Raw genomic sequence first — 23,227 nt, forward strand, 5'->3', positions numbered from 1 at the left:
AAAGAAGAAGAAAATACAGACGAAGGGCCGTCTCAATAACCGATAACAATCGAGTATTGAGACAGCCCAGTTCGCTGCTAGAGGCCTTCTTGCAGGATGCGATCCACACAATCGACGAAGTAATCGACGCTGGCCCGGGTGGTGCACATCGGTGGTTTGATCTTGAGAATGTTCAGGTAATCGCCGGTTGGCTGCATGAAGATGCCCAGATCGCGCAGGCGATTGCACAAGGTAGTGGTTTCTTCAGTGGCCGGTTCAAGGGTGTGCCGATCACGCACCAGCTCCAGCCCCAGATAGAACCCTGAGCCATGGGTAGCACCCGCCAGCGGATGTTTATCGACCAATGCCTGCAAGCGCGCCTTGAAGTAGCCGCCGACCTTGCGGGTGTTGTCCCACAGGCCCTCCTCCTGCATCACGTCGAGCACGGCCAGGCCGATCCGGCAACTGACCGGGCTGCCGCCGGCGGAAGAGAAGAAGTACCCCTCGGCTTCCAGCGCCTCGGCGATCTCACGACGGGTGATCACCGCACCCAGCGGCTGGCCGTTGCCCATGCCTTTGGCCATGGTGATGATGTCCGGGGCAACACCCTGTTGCTCGAAGCCCCAGAAGTAATCACCGAGGCGGCCATAACCGACCTGCACCTCATCGGCGATGCACACCCCACCACGGGCACGGACCTTGGCGTAGGCCGCGCGCAGGTAGCCCGGCGGCAGCGAAATACCGCCGGCGTTGCCGTACACCGGCTCGCAGATCATTCCCGCCAGCTGACGGCCGCGGGCGTCGAGGTCAGCCAGCTTGGCATCGACGTCACGCAGGTAGTCAGCGGTGCTGTCATCGCCGCGATAGCGACCGCGGAAGGTGTTCGGCGCCTCGACCGGATGCACCCAGTCCGGGCGGGTTTGCAGCGCTTGCGGGTTGTCGGCGATCGAGGTGGAAATCGCATCGGTAGCCACCGACCAGCCGTGATAAGCCTCCAGCACGCTGATCAGGTCACGCCCGCCACTGTAGGCCCAGGCCAGGCGGATGGCGAGGTCGTTGGCCTCGGTGCCGCTGTTGACCAGAAACACCCGATCAAAGCCTTCCGGCGCCAGCGCCAGCAAGCGCTCGGAGAACTCCGCGACAGCGGCGTAGTGGAAGCGCGAGTTAGTGTTGAGCAGCGACCACTGCCGCGCCGACTCGGCGGCCATGCGCGGGTGGCCGTGGCCAAGCACGGCGACGTTGTTGAGCATGTCCAGGTACGAGCGGCCCTGCATGTCGATCAAGTAGTTGCGCCAGCCGCGCTCGATATGCGGCGGCTGTGCGTAGTAGTGTTTCTGCGAGCGGGCGAAGCTGGCATCACGGCGCGCCAGCAGCGCTTGCGCATCGGGCAGCGGCTCGGCGTCGCAGGCAAACCCCAGCAAGGCTTGCGGTGACGGGCACAGCGCCAGCCAGGCGGCTGCCGCTGAAGGCGTGGCGAAGAACGGCGGCTGCACGCTGCTATCGCGGCACAGCTGCACGCTGAGCAGGCTGCCAGTAGTGCCGAGCGTCTCACCCAGATTCAGCGCTTGGCCATCCTCCGGCATGCTCTGCAAGCCTTGCAGCCACAGGCTGAAATGCTCGCTGCGCAGGCAGCCATGGTTGGCGCTCACACGCTGCCATACACCAGCATGCGGCGCTTGCAGCGGGCTGCCCTCAGGTAGCTTCAGCTCGACACCGAGGGCACAGGTGGCCGGCTCGTCGGGACGGTCGATGTGGGTTTGCGACAGCCGATATTGCCCATGCAGGCTGCAAGCCACGCCAGGTTCGGCGGCCAGCACAGCCTGATCAAAACCAGGCTGCTGCCAGTTGCCCGCCTCGCAGTGCCTGCTGAGCACGCCGAGGTCGACGCGGGTGACTGCCTGGCCTGCCAGCGCCGGCAGTAAAGGTGCGCAGTCGGTCAATGCAAGCGCCGGCAATTGCTGGCCAGCGGCTTGCAGAATCGCCGCTTCCATCAATGCTGCTGGCACACGGGTGGCGGTCTCGAAGATCTCCCACTCGTGGGCGATGTTGTCGCGGATGTATTGATTGTCCGGATCGACCGTCAGTTGCTGCTCGCTGCTCAGCACCAGCACCGCAGCACGCATCAACACCAGCGGCCACAGCGCCAGCAACTCGGCCTCGCTGAGCAGATTGACCTCGTGATAGGCGCTGACCACCGGCAGAATCCGCAGCGGATCACCTTCGGCATGGTGCAGTAGCGCAGCACAGGTCACCGACAAGTCAGCGATGCGCCAGGTGCGTACCAGGTCGCCAAAGTCGATCACACCTTGCAACTGCCACTCGCGCTGGGCATCGCGCTGCCAGACCACATTGTCATCGGTGATATCCAGATGCACCGCCTGGCTCGGCAGTTGCGCCTGCACCTTGGCCAACACCTCAACTGCCTGCGCAACCACCGCCTGCAGCTGGGCGCGGCGCGGCGTATCGCCCAGCACCGGCAACAGGTGCTCGATCAACGCCTGGGCATGTTGCGGGTCCCACTGCAGGGTGCGCGCAAGGCCCGGATGGTCGAAGTCGACCAGGGCCAGGTCAACCTTCGCGCACAAGGCGCCGAGCTCGGCCATCAAACTGGCCGGCATATGCTTGAGGCGGGTCAGCGATTGCCCTTCGATATACTCGAGCACGCGCACGCGCAGAGGCTGGCCGTCGACGTCCAGCGTTAGCAGCGTCTCGCCGTTGCGCGCAGCGCGCACACCCGGCACCGGCACGCCCTGCTCGGCCAGATAGGCCAGCGCCGCATGCTGCGCCCGGAGCTCGATCTCGGCATAGCTGCCGTGGCAGGCCTTGAGCACGAAGCGGCCTTGGTCGCTGTCCAGACGCAGGTTCAGGTCCTGTTGGCTGCCCAGCGCCTGCAGGTTGCCGTCGAGGTCAAAATGCGCCCTGAGCAAAGCATGTGCCTGCGCTTCGCTGAGCGAAGGGCTTGGCTGGCTGGAACGCTGAATCAGGGTGCTGAGGGGCATTTTGCGTGTGACCTCGGTTTTTTTGTCGCTTATATCGCCACTGCTGCGGCCGATATACAAGGGGCAGCTGCAAACAAGCCGACAGAACAGCTGCGCAAATCAATGCGCTTGTCAGTACCGGCGGCAATCGACAAGCTACGCTCCATCCGACGTCAACCGGTTTTACAGAGGCAGACTGATGCGCATACTCGTCACCGGCGGTGCCGGCTTTATCGGCTCGGCGCTGATCCGCCACCTGATCACCCACACCGAACACGATGTGCTCAACCTCGACAAGCTGACCTACGCCGGCAACCTTGAGTCGTTGCAGCCGATCGCCAGCAACACCCGTTACGAGTTCGTCCAGGCCGATATCGCCGACCAGCCGCTGGTCAGCGCCGTGCTCGAGCGGTTCCAGCCAGACGCGATCATGCACCTGGCGGCCGAGTCGCACGTGGACCGTTCGATTGACGGCCCGGCAGCGTTCATCCAGACCAACATCGTTGGCACCTACGCCCTGCTCGAGGCCACCCGCGCCTGGTGGAGCAAGCTGCCGGCGGCGCGGCGCGAAGCGTTTCGCTTTCATCACATCTCTACCGACGAGGTCTACGGCGACCTGCACGGTGTCGATGACCTGTTCAGCGAAACCACCCCCTACGCGCCCAGCTCGCCCTATTCGGCCAGCAAGGCGGCGTCCGACCACCTGGTCCGCGCCTGGCAGCGTACCTATGGCCTGCCGGTGCTGCTGACCAACTGCTCGAACAACTACGGCCCGTATCACTTCCCGGAAAAACTGATTCCACTGGTGATCCTCAACGCCCTCGCCGGCAAGCCGCTGCCGGTATATGGCAACGGCCAGCAAGTGCGCGACTGGCTGTTTGTCGAGGATCATGCCCGCGCCTTGCTCACTGTGGTCAGCCAGGGTCAGGTCGGCGAGACCTACAACATCGGTGGCCACAACGAGCAGACCAACCTCGACGTGGTCCGCGCCATCTGCGCCCTGCTCGATGAGCTGGCACCCCAACATCCGGCCGGGGTCAGCCAGTACGCCGACTTGATCACCTTTGTCCAGGACCGCCCAGGCCACGACCTGCGCTATGCCATCGACGCCAGCAAGATCGAGCGCGAACTCGGCTGGGTGCCGGCCGAGACCTTCGCCAGCGGCCTGCGCAAGACCGTGCAGTGGTACCTCGACAACCGCGAGTGGTGCCGTAACGTCCAGGATGGCAGTTACCAGGGCGAGCGGCTGGGCAACACCCAATTCAAGGATCTGATCTCATGACCAAAGGCATTGTCCTGGCGGGCGGCTCCGGCACCCGTCTGCACCCGATCACCCTCGGCGTGTCCAAGCAGCTGCTGCCGATCTACGACAAACCGATGATCTACTACCCGATCTCGGTACTGATGCTCGCCGGCATCCGCGACATCCTGCTGATTTCCACCCCGCAGGACTTGCCGCAGTACCGCCAGCTGTTCGGCGACGGCAGCCAGTTCGGCATCCACCTGAGCTATGCCGAGCAGCCTTCGCCGGATGGCCTCGCCCAGGCGTTCATTATCGGCGAAGAATTCATCGGCAAAGACCCGGTGTGCCTGATCCTCGGCGACAACATCTTCCACGGCCAAGGCTTCAGCGAGCAGCTGCTGCGCGCAGTCAGCCAGCCGTCCGGAGCAACGGTGTTCGGCTACCTGGTGAAAGATCCGGAGCGCTTTGGCGTGGTCGAGTTCGACGAGCAGGGGCGCGCCCTGTCGATCGAAGAAAAACCCGCTGTGGCCAAGTCCAACTACGCCGTCACCGGGCTGTATTTCTACGACAACGATGTGGTCGAGATCGCCAAGGCCGTGCGCCCCTCGGCACGCGGCGAGCTGGAAATCACCGACATCACCAATGCCTACCTGCAACGCGGCGACCTGCGCGTCGAGCGCTTTGGCCGTGGTTTCGCCTGGCTCGACACCGGCACCCACGAGAGCCTGCTGGAAGCGTCGCAATATGTGCAGACCATCGAAAACCGCCAAGGCCTGAAGGTCGCCTGCCTGGAAGAAATCGCCTTCCAGAAGGGCTGGATCTGCCGTGAGCAACTGCTGGCCAAGGCTGAAGGCTTGAAGAAAACCGGCTACGGCCAGTACCTGCGCAAACTGGCTGAAGAGTACCCATGAACGTCATCGCTACCGACATCCCTGATGTATTGATCATCGAGCCAAAGCTGTTTGGCGACAGCCGTGGCTTTTTCTTCGAAAGCTTCAATGAGCGCGCCTTCAAGGAGCAGACCGGGGTCAGCATCAACTTCGTTCAGGACAACCACTCGCGCTCGCAAAAAAACGTGCTGCGCGGCTTGCACTATCAAGTGGAAAACCCACAAGGCAAACTGGTGCGCGTGGTCCAGGGCGAAGTGCTCGACGTTGCGGTAGACGTGCGCGTTGATTCGCCGACGTTTGGCCGCTGGGTGGCCACCCGGTTGAGCGCCGAAAGCCATCGCCAGTTCTGGATTCCACCGGGCCTGGCCCACGGCTTTTTGGTGCTGAGCGACTCGGCCGACTTCCTCTACAAGACCACCGACTACTTCAACCCGACTGCCGAGCGCTGCATCCGCTGGGACGACCCGGACCTGGCAATCGACTGGGGGCTGGTCGAAGCGCCGTTGCTTTCGGCCAAAGACCAGCAAGGGCTGAGCTTTCGTGAGCTGTTCCCATGAAGCCACTGAAGATTCTCATCTGCGGCCACAACGGTCAGGTCGCCCAGGCCCTACAGGCACAATTCAAAGGCCGAGCTGACGTGCACGCCCTGGGTCGCGATCGGCTCGATCTGGCCCGTCCCGAACAGCTGCGCACGCCGCTGCGCGAGCTGGCTCCGGACTTGATCATCAATGCCGCCGCCCACACTGCCGTCGACCAGGCCGAAAGCGAGCCGGAGCTGGCTTTCGCGATCAATGCCCAAGCCCCGCAGGTGCTGGCTGAAGAAGCCGCCCAGCTCGGTGTGCCGTTGATCCACTACTCCACCGATTACGTCTTCGACGGCAGCAAAGCCACGCCCTACACCGAGCAGGACGCGCCCAACCCTTTGGGCGTGTACGGCAGCAGCAAGCTGGCCGGTGAACAGGCGATCACCGCTGTTGGCGGCCAGCACCTGATCCTGCGCACCAGCTGGGTCTACTCGCAGCACGGGCGCAACTTCCTCCTGACCATGCAACGCCTGTTGCAGGAGAAACCGCAACTGCGGGTGGTCGCCGACCAGATCGGCGCGCCCACCTGGGCCGGCACCATTGCCGCCAGCACCCTGGCCTTGTTCGAGCGCTGGCAGGCCGGCGATGCGGGCGCCTGGGGCACTTACCACCTGAGCGCCCAAGGTGAAACCTCGTGGTTCGGCTTTGCCGAGGCGATCGCCGCGCAGCTCAAGGCGCGCGGCCTGCCTTGCGCCGAGCTGATCCCGATCAGCTCCAGTGAGTACCCAACCCCTGCGCAGCGCCCAGCCAATTCGCGGCTGGACTGCTCGCTTCTGGCGCAACAGTGGCACGTCAGCCAGGCGCATTGGCGGGACGCGCTCAACGACTGCCTGAACTAGCGCATAATTGCGCCAGACTCTTTCTGGCGCAGTTGGCACATGATGCACACCCCGACCTCCCCGCGACGCCCCCGCTGGCGCAGCCTGGCCCTTCTGGCAGTGTGCCTGGCGCCGCTGCTGTGGCCGCTGCATCACCTGGCCGAACGCTATTACCAGGACCAGCTCGCCTCGCAGAATCGCCAGACCCTCGACCTGTACGTGGCCAACCTGCTCGGCACCCTGCACCGCTACGAAACCTTGCCGCAGATCCTCGGCGAGCTGCCGGCGCTACGCCAGGCCTTGGCCGATCCGTTCAAGATCGAAGCAATCACCAACGCCAACCGCCTGCTCAAGGACATCACCCGCCAGACCGGCGCCGAGGTGATGTACCTGATGGACGTCAGCGGCAACACCCTGGCCGGCTCCAACTGGGATAAACGCGACAGTTTCGTCGGTCGTAACTTCGCCTTCCGGCCGTATTTCATCGAAGCCATGGAAGGCCGCCTGGGGCGCTTCTTTGGCCAAGGCACGACCTCAGCCAAGCGCGGCTACTTCTTCGCGGCTGCGGTGCGCGATGGCGAGCGGGTGATCGGCGTGCTGGTGGTCAAGGTCGACCTCGACCACACCGAAACGCTCTGGGGCAATACCCCCGAGCAACTGCTGCTGACCGATCAGAACGGCGTAGTGGTGCTGACCTCGCGCCCGGACTGGCGCTTCCGTGCCACCCGCCCGCTGACTCCGGCGGAGCGCTCGGCGATGCTCGCCATCCAGCCCTACCCGACCCAGGCACCGCAGCCGCTCAACCTCAACCCCGAGGCCTGGCTGATCCAGACCCGCGACATCAAGGAAACCGGCTGGCAGGTGAGCATCCTTGCCCCGCACATCCTCATCGACCGCTCGGTGCAGACGGTCATGGCGATTGGCGCCGGCGCACTGCTGGTGTTGATCCTGCTGACCGGTTTGGTGATGCAGCGCCGGCGCCACTATATCGACCGCATCGACCTCGAAGCCCGCGGCCGGCAAGACCTGGAAAACCGCGTGGTGGCCCGGACCGCCGACCTCGAAGGCCTTAATACCCTGCTGAAAAGCGCCGTGCTCGAGCGCGAGAGCGCCCAGCAGGAACTGGTCCGCGCTCAGGACGAGTTGGTCCAGGCCGGCAAGCTGTCGGTGCTCGGCACCATGTCGGCAAGCATCAGCCACGAGCTCAACCAGCCGCTGGCGGCGATCCGCAGCTACGCCGAAAACGCCGAAGTGCTGCTCGACCATGAACGTACCGAAGACGCCCGCGGCAACCTCAAGCTGATCGGCGAGCTGACCGGGCGCATGGCCTCGATCATCGCCCACCTGCGCGCCTTTGCCCGGCGTGATCGCCATGCGCCGGAAAGCGTCGCCCTGCAACCGGCGCTGGACGACGCCCTGGCCCTGCTGGCCAAGCGTCGCCGGGCGATGGCGGTGGAGCTGGTTCGCGACCTGCCGGACGCGCCGCTGTGGGTTCAGGCCGGCGAAACGCGCCTGCGCCAGGTGCTCGGCAACCTGCTCGCCAACGCCCTCGATGCGCTCACCGAAAAAGCCAACCCGCGCAAGCTGTGGCTGAGTGCCGAACGGCGCGACGAGCACGTCTATCTGTACATTCGCGACAACGGCCCAGGCTTTACCCGCCAGGCGCTGGAGCGCGCCAAGGAGCCGTTCTTCACCACCAAGACCCGCACCCAAGGCCTCGGCCTGGGCCTGGCGATCTGCGAGAGCCTGATGCTCGCGCTGGACGGTGAACTGCTGCTCGGCAACCACCCTGAAGGTGGCGCCCTGCTGACCTTGCGCATGCGCGTGGCCAAGCCCGGCGCGACCCTGCCCACTTCGGAGGACCCCTCGGCATGACGCCCGAGACGACACTGATCGACAGCCGTACCCAGGTGATCCTGGTCGACGATGATCCGCACCTGCGTCAGGCCCTGGGCCAGACCCTCGACCTGGCCGGGCTCAAGGTAGTCACCCTGGCCGATGCCCAGGGCCTGGCCGAGCGCATCGAGCCAGACTGGCCGGGCGTCGTCGTCAGCGATATCCGCATGCCCGGGATCGACGGCCTGCAACTGCTCGAGCACCTGCGTGGCCGCGATCAGGAGCTGCCGGTGCTGCTGATCACCGGCCACGGCGACGTGCCGCTGGCGGTGCAGGCGATGCGCGCCGGGGCTTACGACTTCCTTGAAAAACCCTTCGCCAGCGACGCCCTGCTCGACAGCGTGCGCCGCGCCCTGGCTCTGCGCCGGTTGGTGCTGGACAACCGCAGCCTGCGTCTGGCCTTGAGTGATCGCCAGCAACTGTCGACCCGCCTGGTGGGCCAGTCGCCGTCGATGCAGCGCCTGCGCGACCAGATCGGCGCCCTCGCCGGCACCCGCGCCGATGTGCTGATTCTCGGTGAGACCGGTGCCGGCAAAGAGGTCGTCGCCCGCGCCCTGCATGATCTGTCGAGCCGCCGCGATGGCCCGTTTGTGGCAATCAACGCCGGCGCCCTGGCAGAGTCAGTGGTCGAGAGCGAGCTGTTCGGCCACGAGCCCGGCGCGTTCACCGGCGCGCAGAAGCGCCGCATCGGCAAGTTCGAATTCGCCAATGGCGGGACGCTGTTCCTCGACGAGATCGAGAGCATGAGCCTGGATGTGCAGGTGAAACTGCTACGCATGCTGCAGGAGCGGGTGGTCGAACGCCTGGGCGGCAATCAGCTGATCCCGCTGGATATCCGCGTGATCGCCGCCACCAAGGAAGACCTGCGCCAGGCTGCTGACCAGGGCCGGTTCCGTGCTGACCTGTATTACCGGCTGAACGTCGCACCGCTGCGCATCCCTGCACTACGCGAGCGCGGCGACGATATCCTGGTGTTGTTCCAGCACTTCGCCGATGCCGCCAGCCAGCGCCACGGCCTCGCCCCGCACAGCCTGCAACCGGCGCAACGGGCACTGCTGCTGCGCCATGACTGGCCGGGTAACGTCCGTGAGCTGCAGAACGCTGCGGAACGCTTTGCCCTCGGCCTGGAACTGGCCCTCGACGGCCAGCAGCCGCCCGCCACCGCCAGCGCCACGCCGCTGCTCAGCGGCAACCTCAGCGATCAGGTCGAGCAGTTCGAGCGCTCATTGATTGCCGCCGAACTGACCCAGCCACACAGCTCCATGCGCAGCCTCGCCGAAGCGCTGGGCGTGCCGCGCAAAACCCTGCACGACAAGTTGCGCAAGCACGGCCTGAGCTTTGCTGATCATGCCGGCGGCGCTGACGATCACGAGGACTCGCGCCCATGAGCGACGACCGCCGATATCTGCAAGAAGTACTGCACAGCGACATCCCGTTGACCCGCGAGATGGGCCTGCAAGTGCTCAGCTGGCAAGACCAGTGCCTGCAACTGCAGCTGCCGTTGGAGGCCAACGTCAATCACAAGAGCACCATGTTTGGCGGCAGCCTGTACTGCGCGGCGGTGCTGGTGGGTTGGGGCTGGCTGCACCTGCGCTTGCGCGAGGCGGGCATCGATGATGGCCATATCGTCATTCAGGAAGGCCAGATCAGCTATCCGCTGCCGGTCACCGGCGCCGCGGTTGCCCGGTGCCAGCCGCCGCAAGAAAAGGCCTGGGAGCGCTTCGTGACGATGTACCAGCGCCGAGGGCGAGCGCGCCTGACGCTGGACACGGTGGTCAGCAACAGTGGCAGTACTGAGCCCGCCGTCACGTTCAGCGGGCAGTACGTGCTACATCGCTGAAGCGAGCTTGATCAGTGCCTGGCGCCACGGGGCGGCGCTGGGCAAGGCCAGGAAGAATGGGTTGAGCAGCGACTCCCGCGCCGGGTACCGGAACGGCTGGCCGTCCAGGCCGATCACCTCACCGCCAGCGCCTTCGAGCACGCCTTGTGCAGCAGCAGTGTCCCACTGCGAGGTCGGTGCCAGGCGCGGATAACAATCGGCTTCACCCTCTGCCAGCAGGCAGAACTTCAGCGAGCTGCCGACGCTGACCAAGTCCAGCTCACCCACTGCACCGCTCAAGCCAGCCAGCAGCGCTTCCTGCTGTGGGCTGGAATGACGGCGGCTGGCGACCACCGTGAATTGGGCGTCAGCAGGCGGCGCAGTGCGCACCCGGATTGGCGCAGCTGGCGCGTCCTGATCGGCGCGCCAGGCGCCCAGCTCGCGGCCACCGAAGTAGCAGCGGTTGTTGGTCGGCATGCTGACCACGCCAAATACCACTTCGCCCTGCTCGATCAGGGCAATGTTGACGGTGAACTCTTCGCTGCCGGCAATGAATTCCTTGGTCCCGTCCAGCGGATCAACCAGCCACCAGCGGCTCCAGCCGGCACGTTCGGCAAGGGCAATGTCGCAGTCTTCTTCCGACAGCACCGGGATCTGCGGCGCCAGCGTCTGCAAGCCTGCAGCGATGACGTGATGGGCTGCCAGATCGGCAGCGGTGACCGGCGAATCATCCGCCTTGGACATCACCGCCACATCCGCGCGCCAGTGCGGCAGGATCGCTTCGCCGGCAGCCAGCGCCAGCTTGACCACTTCGTGCATCAGTTGTTGATCGTTCATACGCTGAGCAACCCGCGCTGGGTGAGCATGTCACGTACCAGGTACAGCGCCGCCAGGGCGCGGCCTTCGCTGAACTGCGGGTGCATCGCCAGGGCCGACAGCTCGCGCAGGTTTACCTTGTCGACACCCATCGGCTCCGGCTCGTCGCCTTCGAGGCGTTCCTCATAGAGGTCGGTCGCCAGCACCACCTGGATCTTCTGGCTCATGTAGCCCGGCGACAGCGACAGCTCGGTCAAGTGTTCCAGCTGGCGTGCGCCAAAACCGGCTTCTTCCTTGAGCTCGCGGTTGGCCGCCGCCAGCACATCCTCGCCCGGCTCGATCAGGCCCTTGGGCAGCGACAGCTCGTATTCGTCGGTGCCGCCGCAGTATTCCTCGACCAGCACTGCATGCTCGGCGTCGAGCATCGCCACGATCATCACCGCGCCATAGCCATTACCGCGCCCGACCAGCCGTTCGTAGGTCCGCTCGACACCGTTGGAAAAGCGCAGCTCGACGGATTCGACCCGGAACAAACGGCTATTGGCGACGATTTCGCGGCTGAGGACGGTGGGTTTCTGGCGCATGGGGCAGCTCCTTGGCGTGAACGGGTTACTATACCGTGGCTAGCCGACTGATCGAGAGTTTCCCATGCCTGTTCTTCCCTGGTCTGCCATCGACACCGTTCTGCTCGACATGGACGGCACCCTGCTCGACCTGCACTACGACAACCAGTTCTGGCTGCAACACCTGCCCCAGCGCTACGCCGAGCTGCACGGTATCAGCCGGGCGATGGCCGAGCTCGAGCTGCAGCCGCTGTTCGAGCGTAACGCCGGCACGCTGAACTGGTACTGCCTGGACTTCTGGAGCCAGGAGCTGAACCTGCCGATCCGCGAGCTGAAGCAAGAGATCGCCGACCTGATTGCCCTGCGCCCGGATGCCGATACGTTTTTGGCGGCGATTCGCAAAGCGGGCAAGCGTGTAGTGATGATCACCAATGCCCATCGTGATTCGTTGTCGTTGAAGTTGGAGCGGGTGGAGCTGGCGGGGTATTTCGAGCGTTTGATCAGCTCGCATGATTACGGCTATCCCAAGGAAAGCCCGCTGTTCTGGGATGCCTTGCAGGCCGACATCGGTTTCGATCCGGCGCGCAGCTTGTTCATTGATGACACCCTGGCGATTTTGCGCAGTGCGCAGCGGTATGGGGTCGGGCATTTGCTCGCGGTGCGGCAGCCAGACAGCAAGGCAGCGCCGCGGGATACTCAGGAGTTTGCGGCGGTTGATGATTATCGGGAGTTGTTGGCGGGATTGTGAGCAAGGCGCGAGATTGCCGGGGCCGCGCAGGTCGACACGACGCGGTCACTGTAGGAGCGGCCTTGTGTCGCGAAAGGGCCGCAAAGCGGCCCCAATCCACCGATCCAAAGCCGTAAGACATTTCCCAAACTGCAACCAAATGCTTCAAATCGACCTCGCTTCGGAACTATCCTACGCGCCTTGCCGAACCTTCGCTGTTGTCGGGGAAATGGCTCAGGGATAACGTCCTTGGGTTGCCGTTTTCCGGTGACCGGGTGTGAGAACCCGTTGAATGAATCACGCGGCAAGCCGTTATGGCGGCCGTGCGCGGGCGGACTTCGGTCCGGCCGAGTTTTCCTTGATTCCCTCGGTTTCTCACCCCGCGCACGGCTGCCACCCTCGATCCCTGAGAAAGTCGAGCGGCAGCCTCCGTCAATGGAATTGAGGAGTTTTGCCATGAAAAAAATCGTCCCCGACCCACCCACCGCCAGCGTCTTCTACGCCTCCATCCAACCCGACCTGTACCCACCCGACGCCCTCGCCCACGCCAGCGAACTATTGCGCGGAGTTTCAGCAACCCTGGAGCAACACTGCCGCACCCATACCGGTGAGCCAGGTAGCCACTTGCTGATCAATGCCGGCCACTGTACCGATACCGCACGCGGGTTGGTCGAGCACGTATTCCATCGGCTACAGGCACGTCAGGAGGCAAGGGCATGAGCGACCTCCCACGCACAGACGTCACCGTTGGCGTAGAGACGTTTTTCGAGGCAGGCGACAAGCCCTGTCATATTTTTCGGGTGATGCCGGGGGTGCCGTTTGAGCATGCCTATGAGCAGGTGTCGGTATTGCTTGGTTATATCAAGCACCTGGTCCGCGAGGGCGACATGGAAAATGATCACAAGCTGTTGGGGGCAGCGGATTATCTGAGTGCGTTTGCCAAGGCGATCATGGATGACATCGAGATAGCGCGGAACAGGATGCACTGATAGAGGGTGTGATATTCGGGATTTTGGGGGCGCTCTGCGCCCCTTTCGCGACACAAGGCCGCTCCTACATCGACCGCGTCGTCTAGACGTGCGCGGCCCCCTGTAGGAGCGGCCTTGTGTCGCGAAAGGGCTGCAAGGCAGGCCCAATACGCGGACCTGAATTCCTTACTCAGGAATCCGCAAAACCTGCCCCACATAAATCTTGTCCGGATGCGACAACATCGGCTTGTTAGCCTCAAAAATCTTGTTGTACTTGTTCGCGTCACCATAAACCCGCTTGGAGATCGCGCTCAGCGTGTCACCCTTCACTACAGTGACGAAAACAGCCGCCTTAACCACCGGCCCGGTCACGGTAATCTGGTCGTCAACGCTGGCCACACCCTCGATGTTGCCCGCCGCGAGAATGATCTTTTCCTTCTCCTCCTGGCTGGCCACGTCGCCCGTGAGGGTAATCTTGTCCCCATCAACCGTAGCGGTGATATTGGGGTTACCCAGCCCCACCTTGCTCACGTGCTCCTTGATCTGCTCTTCGGCCTTGGCATTGCCAGGCGTGAGCAGGTCGATCAACTTCTCGCCGGCTTCCTTCACGAAACTGAATAGGCTCATTGCGCGCTCCTTGTTGATAAATCCTCGGAACGGCAAGTCTAGGACAGGTTTGCCCAACCCGCCCGGGTGCGACCAATCGACGCGCTCTATCACGGCATAGAACCTTGCGATTAGACGTCGCCGACGCACAAGCCTAGGCTTGTGCACTAATGAGCCAGACGGTACTGCGCCCGATGAACAGCAAACCTCCGGTCTGCGCGGCGTCCACTGCACTGTCCCTGCCTGCCGCCAGCAACAACTACGACTACGTCCAACTCAGCGATGCCGAGCGTGCCAGCACGCCGCTTGCCGAAGAAGTCGCGCTGGCGATCGCCTACAACGGCTTGAGCCAGGCCGTGATGCTGGTCAGCCCGACCGATCTGGAAGATTTTGCCGTCGGTTTCAGTGTCGGCAGCGGCATCGTCGAAAGCACCGATGAAATCTACGACGTAAAGCTTTCTGGCAGTGGCTCGGCGCTGTATGCCGACCTGGAGATTGCCAGCCGGGCGTTCTGGAACCTGAAAAACCAGCGCCGCCAGTTGGCCGGTACCAGTGGCTGCGGCCTGTGCGGTGTCGAGGCGTTGGAGCAAGCGCTGCCAGAACTGGCCAGCCTGCCCGGCGCGCCGCTGCCGCCGGTCGAGTGGCTGCACGACCTGCGCCGGCGCATCGATCAGTTTCAACCGCTGGGCCAGCACTGCGGTGCAGTCCATGCGGCGTTGTTCATGAATAGCCAAGGTGAGCTGTTGCTGGGCCGTGAAGACATCGGCCGGCACAACGCGCTGGACAAGTTGATCGGCGCCTTGCTGCGCGAGCAGATCGACACCCAGGGCGGCCTGGCCATCGTCACCAGCCGCTGCAGCCTGGAACTGATCCAGAAGGTGCTGCGCGCAGGCATCCAGACCCTGGTCAGTTTGTCGGCGCCCACCGGCCTTGCCCTGCAATGGGCGCGCAAGCATCAGCTCAACCTTATTCATTTGCCCAAACACAGTGCACCACGGGTGTTCAGCCCCGTGGCGGAGTCGAAATCGCCGTGACCTCCCATCAGAAGCTTCCGCAAGAACAAACCCCACCTCGCTACAAGCCCTACAACGGCGCCGCCGGCGGCTGGGGTGCGCTGCGCAGTGTGGCCAAGGCCTGGGTCGGCAGCGACAACGCACTGAAGAACATCCGCGCCCTGCTCAAGACCAACCAGAACGGCGGTTTCGACTGCCCGGGCTGTGCCTGGGGCGACTCGCCTGAAAGCGGCATGGTCAAGTTCTGCGAGAACGGCGCCAAGGCAGTCAACTGGGAAGCCACCAAACGCCGTGTCGATGCGGCCTTCTTCGCTCGCCACAGCGTGACCTCGCTGCTTGAGCAGAGCGATTACTGGCTCGAGTACCAGGGTCGCCTGACCGAGCCGATGCTGTACAACCCGGCCAGCGACCGTTACCAGCCGATCGACTGGGACAGCGCCTTCGCCCTGATCGCCCAGCACCTGAACGGCCTCACCAGCCCGGACCAGGCCGAGTTCTACACCTCGGGCCGGGCCAGCAACGAAGCGGCCTACCTGTATCAGCTGTTTGTCCGCGCGTTTGGCACCAACAACTTCCCGGACTGCTCGAACATGTGCCACGAAGCCAGCGGCGTGGCCCTGGGCCAGAGCGTCGGGGTCGGCAAGGGCACGGTGACCTTCGATGATTTCGAGCACGCCGATGCGATCTTCGTCTGGGGCCAGAACCCCGGCACCAACCACCCACGCATGCTCGACCCGCTGCGCGATGCGGTCAAACGCGGCGCACAGGTGATCTGCGTCAACCCGCTCAAGGAGCGTGGCCTGGAGCGCTTCCAGCACCCGCAGAATGCGCTGGAGATGCTCACCAACAGCGACCGCCCAACCAACTCGGCGTATTTCCGCCCGGCCCTGGGCGGCGACATGGCCCTGCTGCGCGGTATGGCCAAGTTCCTCCTGCAGTGGGAGCGCGAGGCCCAGGCCAAGGGCGAGCCGGCGATCTTCGATCATGTGTTCATTGCCGAGCACGGCCACGGCATCAACGAGTACCTGGCGGTGGTCGATGCCACCCCGTGGGATCAGCTGCAGGCACAGTCGGGTCTGGAGCTGGCCGAGATCGAACAGGCTGCGCGCATGTACTGCAAGGGCAAGCGCGTGATCATGTGCTGGGCGATGGGCATCACCCAGCATCGCCACTCGGTGCCGACCATTCAGGAAATGGTCAACGTGATGCTGCTGCGCGGCAACATCGGCCAGCCCGGTGCCGGCCTGTGCCCGGTGCGCGGCCACAGTAACGTGCAGGGCGACCGCACCATGGGCATCAACGAGCGGCCGCCAGCAGCGCTGCTCAATGCCCTGCAACAACGCTTCGCCTTTCCGGTGCCGCGCGCCAACGGCCACAACACCGTCGAGGCGATCCACGCCATGCTCGATGGCCGTTCCAAGGTATTCATCGGCCTGGGTGGCAACTTCGCCCAAGCCACGCCAGACACCGCGCGCACCGCTCAGGCGCTGCGCAACTGCGACCTGACCGTGCAGATCAGTACCAAGCTCAACCGCAGCCATCTGATGCATGGCAAGCAGGCGTTGATCCTGCCGTGCCTGGGCCGTACCGATATCGACATGCAGGCCGATGGCCCGCAGGCGGTCACGGTGGAAGACTCGTTCAGCATGGTCCACGCCTCCAATGGCCAGCTCAAGCCGCTGTCGAAACAGATGCGTTCCGAGCCTGCAGTGATTGCCGGTATTGCCGCCGCAACGCTGGGCAAACGCCCGGTCGACTGGCACTGGCTGGTGGCTGACTACGACCGCATTCGCCAGCTGATCGCCGACACCATCCCCGGTTTTGCCGACTTCAATCAGCGCTTGAAACACCCGGGCGGTTTCTATCTGGGCAACAGCGCTGGCAGCCGCAAGTGGCAAACCGCGAACGGGCGCGCCAATTTCAAGGCCAACCTGCTGCCCGACTCGCTGCTCGATGAGCGCGTACGCGCCAGCGGCCAGTTGCCGGACCTGATCATGCAATCGATGCGCTCGCACGATCAGTACAACACCACCATCTATGGCCTGGATGACCGTTACCGCGGGGTCAAGGCGCAGCGCGACGTGCTGTTCGTCAACGAAGCCGACATCATTCGTCTGGGCTTCGCGCCTGGGCAGAAGGCCGATATCGTGTCGCTGTGGGACGATGGCATCGAGCGCCGGGTACGTGGCTTCACTCTGCTGGCCTACGATATTCCGGCTGGGCAGGCGGCGGCCTACTATCCAGAGGTGAACCCGCTGGTGCCGCTGGAGAGCATTGGCGACGGCAGCCACACGCCGACTTCCAAGTTCATCGCGATCAAGCTGGAACGTGCCAGCGACACCGGTCGAATCCTCTGACGGCATAGCCTCATCGGCTTTCTGGAGACCAAAAAAAGCCCTGTCCGCAATGGTCAGGGCTTTGTCTCAAGTAGCGTATGACAGGCAAAAAACGATTAAGTTTCATATTGAAAACAGTAACTTAGAGAATTGTGTACAACTCGTGTTACTCGTCGGATTTCAATTGCCAGAGTGCTCGCCGAGCCTCAAATTCGCCCTCGTCATCCCTCTGAGGCTCTCTTGATGAAGAAGTACTCCTCGATTCTGTTGTTGTCTTTTGGCTTGCTCAGCGGCGTTGCCATGGCAGGCGGCACAACTGAAGCAGGTATTGGCGGCGCACTGGGTGGGGTACTCGGCTCAGTGGTCGGCCAGCAGCTTGGCGGCAGCACCGGCGGCGCGATTGGCGCAGGCCTGGGCGGCGCAGCCGGCAGTGCGGTCGGTGCCGATAAACGTCAACGCGGTGAAGCCGCAATCGGTGGTGCCTTGGGCGCAGCCGGCGGTAACGTGATTGGCCGCAGCGTAGGCGGCACCAACGGCAGCTACATCGGTGCAGCCGCAGGCGGCGGCGCAGGTGGCGCGCTGGGTAACTACATGGGCAACAAGGCCGATGAAGACGAGCGCGACGACCGTCGTTACCGTCGCGGCTACGATGACCGTCGTCACTACGACCGCGGCCACCACTATGGCCATCGCAAGCACAAGCCGAAACGCCACTGGCGTCACTGACAGCCAAGGGCTTAGCCCAGGCATCAAAAGGCCCCGCCCCTCCCGGTGGGGCCTTTGCATTTGCGCCCTTTAAAGGTTGGGCCGCAGGCCTGCGAGGGTCGCCTGCATGGCCTCAGGCAGCACGGCAGGCTGGCCTGAGCTGCGCTCGATAAACACCTGCACCAGGCTGCCCGCCGCACACGCCTGGGTCTCGCCTGGGCGGAACAGCGCCAAACGGTACTCAACGGTACTGCCAGCCAGCCGCGTCACGCCCAGGCCCACCTCGAGCACATCCGGAAACGCCGGCAAGGCGTAGAAGTCGGCTGCCGAGCTGATCACCAGGCCCGCCAGCGCGCCGTCGCGCAGGTCGAGCTCGGCCTGCTCTACCAGAAATGCCTGGATCGCGGTTTCAAAAAAGCCATGCACAGTAGCGCCAGCGATGTGGCCGTTGACGTCGTTGTCTTGCGGACGGGTGAGGATTGGGTGGAAGTGATTGAAGTCGGAGCGCAGGGGGGATTCGGTCATGGATTACCACACAGGTTGATTACATGAAGCCGCTTCAGTCATCGTAGTGCGCAGACACTTGGCAATCAACGCAAAAAAAAGCCGCCCCTAAGGGCGGCTTCTATCCAGCGTACCGGTTAAAGCTTACAGCTTCGGCCCAGCAGCCTTGATTGCGTCGGAAACTTCAAACTTCTTGAAGTTCTCGATGAACAGCTTGGCCAGACCTTTGGCAGCCTCGTCGTAGGCAGCCTTGTCTTCCCAGTTGGTGCGTGGGTTGAGCAGGTTGGTATCAACACCTTCAACGGCTTTCGGCACGTCGAGGTTGATGATGTCCAGGTGTTCGGTTTCGGCACCCACCAGCGCGCCGCTCTGGATCGCAGCGATCACAGCACGGGTGGTCGGGATGCTGAAGCGCTTGCCAACGCCGTAGCCGCCGCCGGTCCAGCCGGTGTTGACCAGGTAGACCTTGGAGCCGAAGCCGTTGATGCGCTTGATCAGCAGCTCAGCGTATTCGCCAGCAGGACGCGGGAAGAACGGCGCGCCGAAGCAGGTGGAGAAGGTCGACTTGATGCCGCCGCCCGAACCCATCTCAGTCGAACCGACCAGCGCGGTGTAACCCGACAGGAAGTGGTAGGCCGCTTGCTCGTTGTTCAGGATCGACACTGGCGGCAGCACGCCGGTCAGGTCGCAGGTCAGGAAGATAACGGCATTTGGCTCGCCGCCCAGGTTCTTCTCGGAACGCTTGGCAACGTGCTCCAGCGGATAGGCCGCGCGGCTGTTCTGGGTCAGGCTGACATCGGCGTAGTCGGCGTGCTTGGAGGCGTCGTCGATGACCACGTTTTCCAGAACTGCGCCGTGCTTGATGGCTTTCCAGATGACCGGTTCGTTCTTCTCGGACAGGTCGATGCACTTGGCGTAGCAGCCGCCTTCGATGTTGAAGACAACGCCTTCGCCCCAGCCGTGTTCGTCGTCACCGATCAGGTAACGGCTTTCATCGGCCGACAGAGTGGTCTTGCCAGTGCCGGACAGGCCGAAGAACAAGGTGACATCGCCTTCTTCGCCGATGTTGGCTGCGCAGTGCATAGGCAGTACGTCAGCGGCCGGCAGCAGGAAGTTCTGCACCGAGAACATGGCTTTCTTCATTTCGCCGGCGTAACGCATGCCCGCGATCAGCACCTTCTTCTGGGCGAAGTTGATGATCACGCAACCGTCGGAGTTGGTGCCATCGCGCTCAGGCGAGCATTCGAAGTTGGCAACGTTGAGCACTTGCCACTCATCACGACCGGCCGGGTTGTACTGCGCCGGGTTGATGAACAGGCAACGACCGAACAGGTTCTGCCAGGCAGTCTGGGTGGTCATGCGCACTGGCAGGTAGTGCTCGGCGGCAGCACCTACATGAACGTAGGACACAAAATGGTCCTGGGCGTTGTTGAACGCTTCAACGCGAGCCCACAAGGCATCGAACTTGTCGGCCGGGAACTTGCGGTTGATCGGGCCCCAGGCAATTGCCTCGGTGGTGCTGGGTTCGTCGACGATGAAACGGTCAGCTGGCGAACGGCCGGTGCGGTGACCGGTTTTCACGACCAGCGCGCCAGTATCGGCCAGCTCGCCTTCACCGCGGGACAGCGCTTCTTTTACCAGCTCATCGACGCTCAGGTCGGTGTACACGGTGTTGTTGGCTTGCGTCATGAGATACCCCATCCGGCCCGAGGCCGAGTGCTCCAAACGTTTTGTAGTGGTCCGAAAAAAACGACTACAGCGAAAAAAGTGGCCGGATTATGCCAGAAAAGCCCAAAAAAAGTAGACCCCTCCTGTCAGAACTGCGGTTTATCGCAGAACGACAGGAGAATCCACTGCAATTAAACGTTTCAGTGACGTGTTTCTGCTGCGCCGCTTGTGCCGCCGCCAGCAAACAATTGCGTAACGTCGGTCGCATCAAACAGATAACGCTGATTGCAGAACTGGCAATCGACCTCGATTTGGCCACCATGTTCGACTACCAGCTGCTGAGCGTCTTCCTGACCGAGACTGACCAAGGCATTGCCTGAACGTTCCCGTGAGCAGCTGCAGCGGAACTGCAACGGCTGCAGGTCGAACAGGCGCACAGCCTCTTCGTGGTACAGGCGATGGAGCATGGTTTCGTTGTCCAGGCCCAGTAATTCCTCGGCTTTGACAGTGTTCGCCAAAGCCTTGACGTGGTTCCAGCTTTCATCGCGCTCATCGCTGTCTTTCTGACGGTCGGCAGGCAACTGCTGCACCAGCAAGCCACGGGCACGCGAGCCGTCGGCAGCGAGGGTGATGGTGGTGTTGATCTGCTGCGACATGACGAAGTAGTTGGTGAAGCACTCCGACAGGTCCTTGCCGTGCAGGTCGACCATGCCCTGGTAGCGCTGACCGTTGATCGGGTCGACGGTCAAGGCCAGCACGCCGTCTGGCATCAGGTCGGTGAGGGTTGCATCGGCGGCAATCTGGTCCGCCTCATAACGGGCCAGGCCACGGATGTCATGCTCGCTGGAGCATTCGATCATCAGCAACGGCACTGGGCCTTCAGAGCGCGCCTGCAGGATCAACAGGCCGTCGAACTTGAGGGTGCCCACCAGTAGCGCGGCGGCGGCCATCAACTCACCGAGCAGGAGCGCGACCGGCTGCGGGTAGGGGTGCTTGGCCAGCACTTCGGCATAACTGCGCTCCAGCCCGACCATCTCGCCACGCACGTCGCGGTCGTCGAACAGGAAACGTTGAGTGAAATCGGTAGCAGGGAGGTCGCTCATAAGGTTCTGGCTATCTGGAAAAATAATGTCCACATATTAACAGGCCTAGTACGGCCCACGCATGAGGCGCTCCCTGTCTCATCCTCTTACAACAGCACAGATCAGTCGAAGCTGCCGTGCAGCTGGTGGATCTGCCGGCGCTGTTTCTTGTTGGGCCGACCATCGGTCGTCATCCCCAGGGCGCCATCCTTGCGCTGCTGCGCGGCCTGCTCGCGGCGGCGGATGCTCTCTTCGGTTTCGCCATACAGCAGCTGCGCCTCAGGCGCGCCACGGCGTACCACCGACAGCGCCTTGACGACGATGGTGCGCTCGTCAAAGCCGGTACGCAGGACGAACTCGTCGCCCACCCGTGGCTCCTTGCCGGGCTTGCAGCGCTCGCCGCGGCAGTGCACCTTGCCGCTTTCGATGGCCGCCTTGGCCAGGGCGCGGGTCTTGTAGAACCGCGCGGCCCACAGCCATTTGTCCAGGCGTACCTTGTCGTCTTCTTCCGACTTTTGTGCCATCTCTTTACCTCGAATTCTGTCTTTAACCGAACTGTACTACCGTCACTGACGGATGCAAAAATTCTGCGCGGTGCTTAAAGTTCACCACCTTATCCCCAGGGTGTGATTAGTGAAGACATTTGACCATCTGAGTGTGATCGGCCTGCGCGAGTGGGTGGCGCTGCCCGAGCTCGGGCTGGCCGGCCTGCGCGCCAAGATCGACACCGGCGCCAGCACCTCGAGCCTGCACGCCACCGATGTCGAGCCGTTTGAACGCGACGGTGAGCAGTGGGTCCGATTTACTGCACACCTCGGCTCCGTGGTGCAGCTGCGCCATCGCCGCTGTGAAGCCCCACTGGTGACCATGAAAAGCATCAAGAGCTCCAACGGCCATGCCCAGGTCCGCTATGTGATCCGCACGCCGCTGGCGCTGGGAGACCGGGTCTGGGAGGTCGAATTCACCCTGGCCTGTCGCAAGGCCATGCGCTACCGCTTGCTGCTCGGTTCCAAGGCATTGATCCACGGCCAACTGGTGGTGGACCCAAGCTCGAAATACGTTCAGGAAAAACCGGCCTTTCCGGTCAACCCTCTCCCTGTCACAGGTGCTGCATGAAGATCGCTGTGCTGTCGCGGAACCCGCGTCTGTATTCCACCCGCCGCCTGGTTGAAGCCGGTACCCAGCGTGGCCACGAGATGGTTGTGATCGATACCCTGCGTGCCTACATGAACATCGCCAGCCACAAGCCGCAGATCCACTACCGTGGGCGACCGCTGGAGGGCTTTGATGCGGTGATCCCGCGGATCGGCGCGTCCGTTACCTTCTATGGCTGCGCAGTGCTGCGCCAGTTCGAGATGATGGGCGTGAATCCGCTCAACGAATCGGTGGCAATCGCCCGCTCGCGGGACAAGCTGCGCTCGTTGCAACTGCTGTCGCGGCGCGGTATCGGCTTGCCGATTACCGGCTTTGCCCACTCGCCGGACGATATCCCCGACCTGATCCAGATGGTCAACGGCGCGCCCCTGGTGATCAAGGTGCTGGAAGGCACCCAGGGCATTGGTGTGGTGCTGTGCGAGACCACCCAGGCCGCCGAATCGGTGATCGAGGCGTTCATGGGCCTGAAGCAGAACATCATGGTTCAGGAATACATCAAGGAAGCCGGCGGCGCCGATATCCGCTGCTTCGTGGTTGGCGACAAGGTAATTGCCTCGATGAAGCGTCAGGCCAAGCCGGGTGAATTCCGTTCCAACCTGCATCGTGGCGGCGTTGCCAGCCTGATCAAGATCACCCCGGAAGAGCGCATCACCGCCATTCGCGCGGCGAAGGTCATGGGTTTGAGCGTGGCCGGCGTCGACATCCTGCGCTCCAACCACGGCCCACTGGTGATGGAGGTCAACTCATCGCCAGGCCTGGAAGGCATCGAGGTCACCACCAGCAAGGACGTTGCCGGGATGATCATCGAGCACCTGGAGAAGAACGGCGGGCCGAATCAGACCCGCACCAAGGGTAAGGGCTGACATTGTCGGGGCCG

General features: G+C 63.2%; 23 protein-coding genes. 15 read left to right on the forward strand and 8 right to left on the reverse strand.

All coding sequences use genetic code 11. From position 1 onward, the window contains the following. Window positions 1-77: 77 nt before the first annotated feature. The gene (locus CXQ80_RS22465) at window positions 78-2,978 is read right to left on the reverse strand and encodes an aminotransferase (RefSeq protein WP_101323131.1); all 2,901 of its coding nucleotides are present in this window, start codon (window positions 2,976-2,978) and stop codon (window positions 78-80) included. A 178-nt stretch (window positions 2,979-3,156) separates the two neighbouring features. Between CXQ80_RS22465 and rfbB the strand changes: the two genes are divergently transcribed. The 7 genes from rfbB to CXQ80_RS22500 are packed head-to-tail and all read left to right on the forward strand — an operon-like array spanning window position 3,157 to window position 10,228. After that, window positions 3,157-4,239 carry a dTDP-glucose 4,6-dehydratase gene (rfbB, locus tag CXQ80_RS22470; RefSeq protein WP_101322530.1) on the forward strand — a complete coding sequence of 361 codons (1,083 nt, stop codon included), beginning with the start codon at window positions 3,157-3,159 and terminating at the stop codon, window positions 4,237-4,239. Next, a complete protein-coding gene (gene rfbA, locus CXQ80_RS22475; protein ID WP_101322531.1) occupies window positions 4,236-5,111 on the forward strand; it encodes a glucose-1-phosphate thymidylyltransferase RfbA in 876 nt (291 codons plus the stop codon). Before rfbB ends, rfbA begins: the two co-directional genes overlap by 4 nt. Next, complete coding sequence (rfbC, locus tag CXQ80_RS22480) at window positions 5,108-5,647, forward strand: dTDP-4-dehydrorhamnose 3,5-epimerase (protein WP_101322532.1); 540 nt, start codon at window positions 5,108-5,110, stop codon at window positions 5,645-5,647. Before rfbA ends, rfbC begins: the two co-directional genes overlap by 4 nt. A gap of 5 nt (window positions 5,648-5,652) precedes the next feature. Then, a complete protein-coding gene (gene rfbD / locus CXQ80_RS22485; protein WP_101323132.1) occupies window positions 5,653-6,513 on the forward strand; it encodes a dTDP-4-dehydrorhamnose reductase in 861 nt (286 codons plus the stop codon). Window positions 6,514-6,552: 39 nt separating this feature from the next. Continuing rightward, the gene (locus CXQ80_RS22490) at window positions 6,553-8,367 is read left to right on the forward strand and encodes an ATP-binding protein (protein WP_101322533.1); all 1,815 of its coding nucleotides are present in this window, start codon (window positions 6,553-6,555) and stop codon (window positions 8,365-8,367) included. Further along, complete coding sequence (locus CXQ80_RS22495) at window positions 8,364-9,776, forward strand: sigma-54 dependent transcriptional regulator (protein WP_101322534.1); 1,413 nt, start codon at window positions 8,364-8,366, stop codon at window positions 9,774-9,776. The genes CXQ80_RS22490 and CXQ80_RS22495 overlap by 4 nt, the downstream gene beginning before the upstream one ends. Next, a complete protein-coding gene (locus CXQ80_RS22500; RefSeq protein ID WP_101322535.1) occupies window positions 9,773-10,228 on the forward strand; it encodes a YiiD C-terminal domain-containing protein in 456 nt (151 codons plus the stop codon). Before CXQ80_RS22495 ends, CXQ80_RS22500 begins: the two co-directional genes overlap by 4 nt. Here the strand turns inward: CXQ80_RS22500 and cysQ are convergent. Beyond that, on the reverse strand, window positions 10,217-11,044 hold the full coding sequence (gene cysQ / locus CXQ80_RS22505) for a 3'(2'),5'-bisphosphate nucleotidase CysQ (RefSeq protein ID WP_101322536.1): 828 nt from the start codon (window positions 11,042-11,044) through the stop codon (window positions 10,217-10,219). The two genes, CXQ80_RS22500 and cysQ, sit on opposite strands and share 12 nt — an antisense overlap. Further along, entirely contained in the window at window positions 11,041-11,607 is a 567-nt protein-coding gene (nudE, locus tag CXQ80_RS22510) for an ADP compounds hydrolase NudE (protein WP_101322537.1), read from the reverse strand. The genes cysQ and nudE overlap by 4 nt, the downstream gene beginning before the upstream one ends. Before the next feature lie 64 nt (window positions 11,608-11,671). Between nudE and yrfG the strand changes: the two genes are divergently transcribed. From yrfG to CXQ80_RS22525, 3 genes are all read left to right on the forward strand, one after another. After that, window positions 11,672-12,334, forward strand: coding sequence for a GMP/IMP nucleotidase (gene yrfG, locus CXQ80_RS22515; RefSeq protein WP_101322538.1), 663 nt, complete (start codon window positions 11,672-11,674; stop codon window positions 12,332-12,334). Between the two features lie 435 nt (window positions 12,335-12,769). After that, window positions 12,770-13,033, forward strand: coding sequence for a hypothetical protein (locus CXQ80_RS22520; RefSeq protein ID WP_101322539.1), 264 nt, complete (start codon window positions 12,770-12,772; stop codon window positions 13,031-13,033). Then, on the forward strand, window positions 13,030-13,302 hold the full coding sequence (locus CXQ80_RS22525; RefSeq protein ID WP_101322540.1) for a DUF3077 domain-containing protein: 273 nt from the start codon (window positions 13,030-13,032) through the stop codon (window positions 13,300-13,302). Before CXQ80_RS22520 ends, CXQ80_RS22525 begins: the two co-directional genes overlap by 4 nt. Before the next feature lie 165 nt (window positions 13,303-13,467). On the opposite strand, the gene lysM is transcribed toward CXQ80_RS22525, so the two are convergent. After that, the gene (gene lysM, locus CXQ80_RS22530; protein WP_101322541.1) at window positions 13,468-13,908 is read right to left on the reverse strand and encodes a peptidoglycan-binding protein LysM; all 441 of its coding nucleotides are present in this window, start codon (window positions 13,906-13,908) and stop codon (window positions 13,468-13,470) included. 173 nt (window positions 13,909-14,081) lie between these two features. Between lysM and fdhD the strand changes: the two genes are divergently transcribed. The 3 genes from fdhD to CXQ80_RS22545 all read left to right on the forward strand — a co-directional run bounded on the left by fdhD (window position 14,082) and on the right by CXQ80_RS22545 (window position 17,962). Further along, window positions 14,082-14,921 (forward strand): formate dehydrogenase accessory sulfurtransferase FdhD, encoded by an 840-nt coding sequence (fdhD, locus tag CXQ80_RS22535; protein ID WP_101323133.1) that lies wholly within the window; start codon window positions 14,082-14,084, stop codon window positions 14,919-14,921. Beyond that, on the forward strand, window positions 14,918-17,257 hold the full coding sequence (locus tag CXQ80_RS22540) for an FdhF/YdeP family oxidoreductase (RefSeq protein ID WP_101322542.1): 2,340 nt from the start codon (window positions 14,918-14,920) through the stop codon (window positions 17,255-17,257). Before fdhD ends, CXQ80_RS22540 begins: the two co-directional genes overlap by 4 nt. A gap of 222 nt (window positions 17,258-17,479) precedes the next feature. Beyond that, window positions 17,480-17,962: a glycine zipper domain-containing protein gene (locus CXQ80_RS22545; RefSeq protein WP_101322543.1), complete on the forward strand. Its 483-nt coding sequence runs from the start codon at window positions 17,480-17,482 to the stop codon at window positions 17,960-17,962. 69 nt (window positions 17,963-18,031) lie between these two features. Here the strand turns inward: CXQ80_RS22545 and CXQ80_RS22550 are convergent, their stop codons facing one another. The 4 genes from CXQ80_RS22550 to CXQ80_RS22565 all read right to left on the reverse strand — a co-directional run bounded on the left by CXQ80_RS22550 (window position 18,032) and on the right by CXQ80_RS22565 (window position 21,719). Further along, the gene (locus CXQ80_RS22550) at window positions 18,032-18,466 is read right to left on the reverse strand and encodes a thioesterase family protein (protein WP_101322544.1); all 435 of its coding nucleotides are present in this window, start codon (window positions 18,464-18,466) and stop codon (window positions 18,032-18,034) included. A 123-nt stretch (window positions 18,467-18,589) separates the two neighbouring features. Continuing rightward, on the reverse strand, window positions 18,590-20,134 hold the full coding sequence (locus CXQ80_RS22555) for a phosphoenolpyruvate carboxykinase (protein ID WP_101322545.1): 1,545 nt from the start codon (window positions 20,132-20,134) through the stop codon (window positions 18,590-18,592). 179 nt (window positions 20,135-20,313) lie between these two features. After that, window positions 20,314-21,216, reverse strand: a complete 903-nt coding sequence (gene hslO / locus CXQ80_RS22560; RefSeq protein ID WP_101322546.1) for an Hsp33 family molecular chaperone HslO — start codon at window positions 21,214-21,216, stop codon at window positions 20,314-20,316. Between the two features lie 101 nt (window positions 21,217-21,317). After that, window positions 21,318-21,719, reverse strand: coding sequence for an RNA-binding S4 domain-containing protein (locus tag CXQ80_RS22565; protein ID WP_101322547.1), 402 nt, complete (start codon window positions 21,717-21,719; stop codon window positions 21,318-21,320). Between the two features lie 142 nt (window positions 21,720-21,861). Between CXQ80_RS22565 and CXQ80_RS22570 the strand changes: the two genes are divergently transcribed. Together CXQ80_RS22570 and rimK are read left to right on the forward strand one after the other, a co-directional pair. Then, window positions 21,862-22,311 carry an ATP-dependent zinc protease gene (locus tag CXQ80_RS22570; RefSeq protein WP_224785582.1) on the forward strand — a complete coding sequence of 150 codons (450 nt, stop codon included), beginning with the start codon at window positions 21,862-21,864 and terminating at the stop codon, window positions 22,309-22,311. Continuing rightward, window positions 22,308-23,213 (forward strand): 30S ribosomal protein S6--L-glutamate ligase, encoded by a 906-nt coding sequence (gene rimK, locus CXQ80_RS22575; protein ID WP_101322549.1) that lies wholly within the window; start codon window positions 22,308-22,310, stop codon window positions 23,211-23,213. Before CXQ80_RS22570 ends, rimK begins: the two co-directional genes overlap by 4 nt. Window positions 23,214-23,227 lie beyond the last annotated feature (14 nt).

Origin of the sequence: Pseudomonas sp. 02C 26, assembly GCF_002843585.1 — a bacterium.
GTDB lineage: Bacteria > Pseudomonadota > Gammaproteobacteria > Pseudomonadales > Pseudomonadaceae > Aquipseudomonas > Aquipseudomonas shirazensis.

Excerpts from the sequence above, each read along its gene's own strand:
- CXQ80_RS22525 (WP_101322540.1), top strand. The coding sequence starts at position 13,030 with ATGAGCGACCTCCCACGCACAGACGTCACCGTTGGCGTAGAGACGTTT.
- CXQ80_RS22555 (WP_101322545.1), bottom strand. The coding sequence starts at position 20,134 with ATGACGCAAGCCAACAACACCGTGTACACCGACCTGAGCGTCGATGAG.
- CXQ80_RS22490 (WP_101322533.1), top strand. The coding sequence starts at position 6,553 with ATGATGCACACCCCGACCTCCCCGCGACGCCCCCGCTGGCGCAGCCTG.
- rfbC (WP_101322532.1), top strand. The coding sequence starts at position 5,108 with ATGAACGTCATCGCTACCGACATCCCTGATGTATTGATCATCGAGCCA.
- yrfG (WP_101322538.1), top strand. The coding sequence starts at position 11,672 with ATGCCTGTTCTTCCCTGGTCTGCCATCGACACCGTTCTGCTCGACATG.
- hslO (WP_101322546.1), bottom strand. The coding sequence starts at position 21,216 with ATGAGCGACCTCCCTGCTACCGATTTCACTCAACGTTTCCTGTTCGAC.
- rfbB (WP_101322530.1), top strand. The coding sequence starts at position 3,157 with ATGCGCATACTCGTCACCGGCGGTGCCGGCTTTATCGGCTCGGCGCTG.
- cysQ (WP_101322536.1), bottom strand. The coding sequence starts at position 11,044 with ATGAACGATCAACAACTGATGCACGAAGTGGTCAAGCTGGCGCTGGCT.
- CXQ80_RS22495 (WP_101322534.1), top strand. The coding sequence starts at position 8,364 with ATGACGCCCGAGACGACACTGATCGACAGCCGTACCCAGGTGATCCTG.
- CXQ80_RS22500 (WP_101322535.1), top strand. The coding sequence starts at position 9,773 with ATGAGCGACGACCGCCGATATCTGCAAGAAGTACTGCACAGCGACATC.
- nudE (WP_101322537.1), bottom strand. The coding sequence starts at position 11,607 with ATGCGCCAGAAACCCACCGTCCTCAGCCGCGAAATCGTCGCCAATAGC.
- CXQ80_RS22465 (WP_101323131.1), bottom strand. The coding sequence starts at position 2,978 with ATGCCCCTCAGCACCCTGATTCAGCGTTCCAGCCAGCCAAGCCCTTCG.
- CXQ80_RS22550 (WP_101322544.1), bottom strand. The coding sequence starts at position 18,466 with ATGACCGAATCCCCCCTGCGCTCCGACTTCAATCACTTCCACCCAATC.
- rimK (WP_101322549.1), top strand. The coding sequence starts at position 22,308 with ATGAAGATCGCTGTGCTGTCGCGGAACCCGCGTCTGTATTCCACCCGC.
- CXQ80_RS22545 (WP_101322543.1), top strand. The coding sequence starts at position 17,480 with ATGAAGAAGTACTCCTCGATTCTGTTGTTGTCTTTTGGCTTGCTCAGC.
- fdhD (WP_101323133.1), top strand. The coding sequence starts at position 14,082 with ATGAACAGCAAACCTCCGGTCTGCGCGGCGTCCACTGCACTGTCCCTG.
- lysM (WP_101322541.1), bottom strand. The coding sequence starts at position 13,908 with ATGAGCCTATTCAGTTTCGTGAAGGAAGCCGGCGAGAAGTTGATCGAC.
- rfbA (WP_101322531.1), top strand. The coding sequence starts at position 4,236 with ATGACCAAAGGCATTGTCCTGGCGGGCGGCTCCGGCACCCGTCTGCAC.
- CXQ80_RS22520 (WP_101322539.1), top strand. The coding sequence starts at position 12,770 with ATGAAAAAAATCGTCCCCGACCCACCCACCGCCAGCGTCTTCTACGCC.
- CXQ80_RS22565 (WP_101322547.1), bottom strand. The coding sequence starts at position 21,719 with ATGGCACAAAAGTCGGAAGAAGACGACAAGGTACGCCTGGACAAATGG.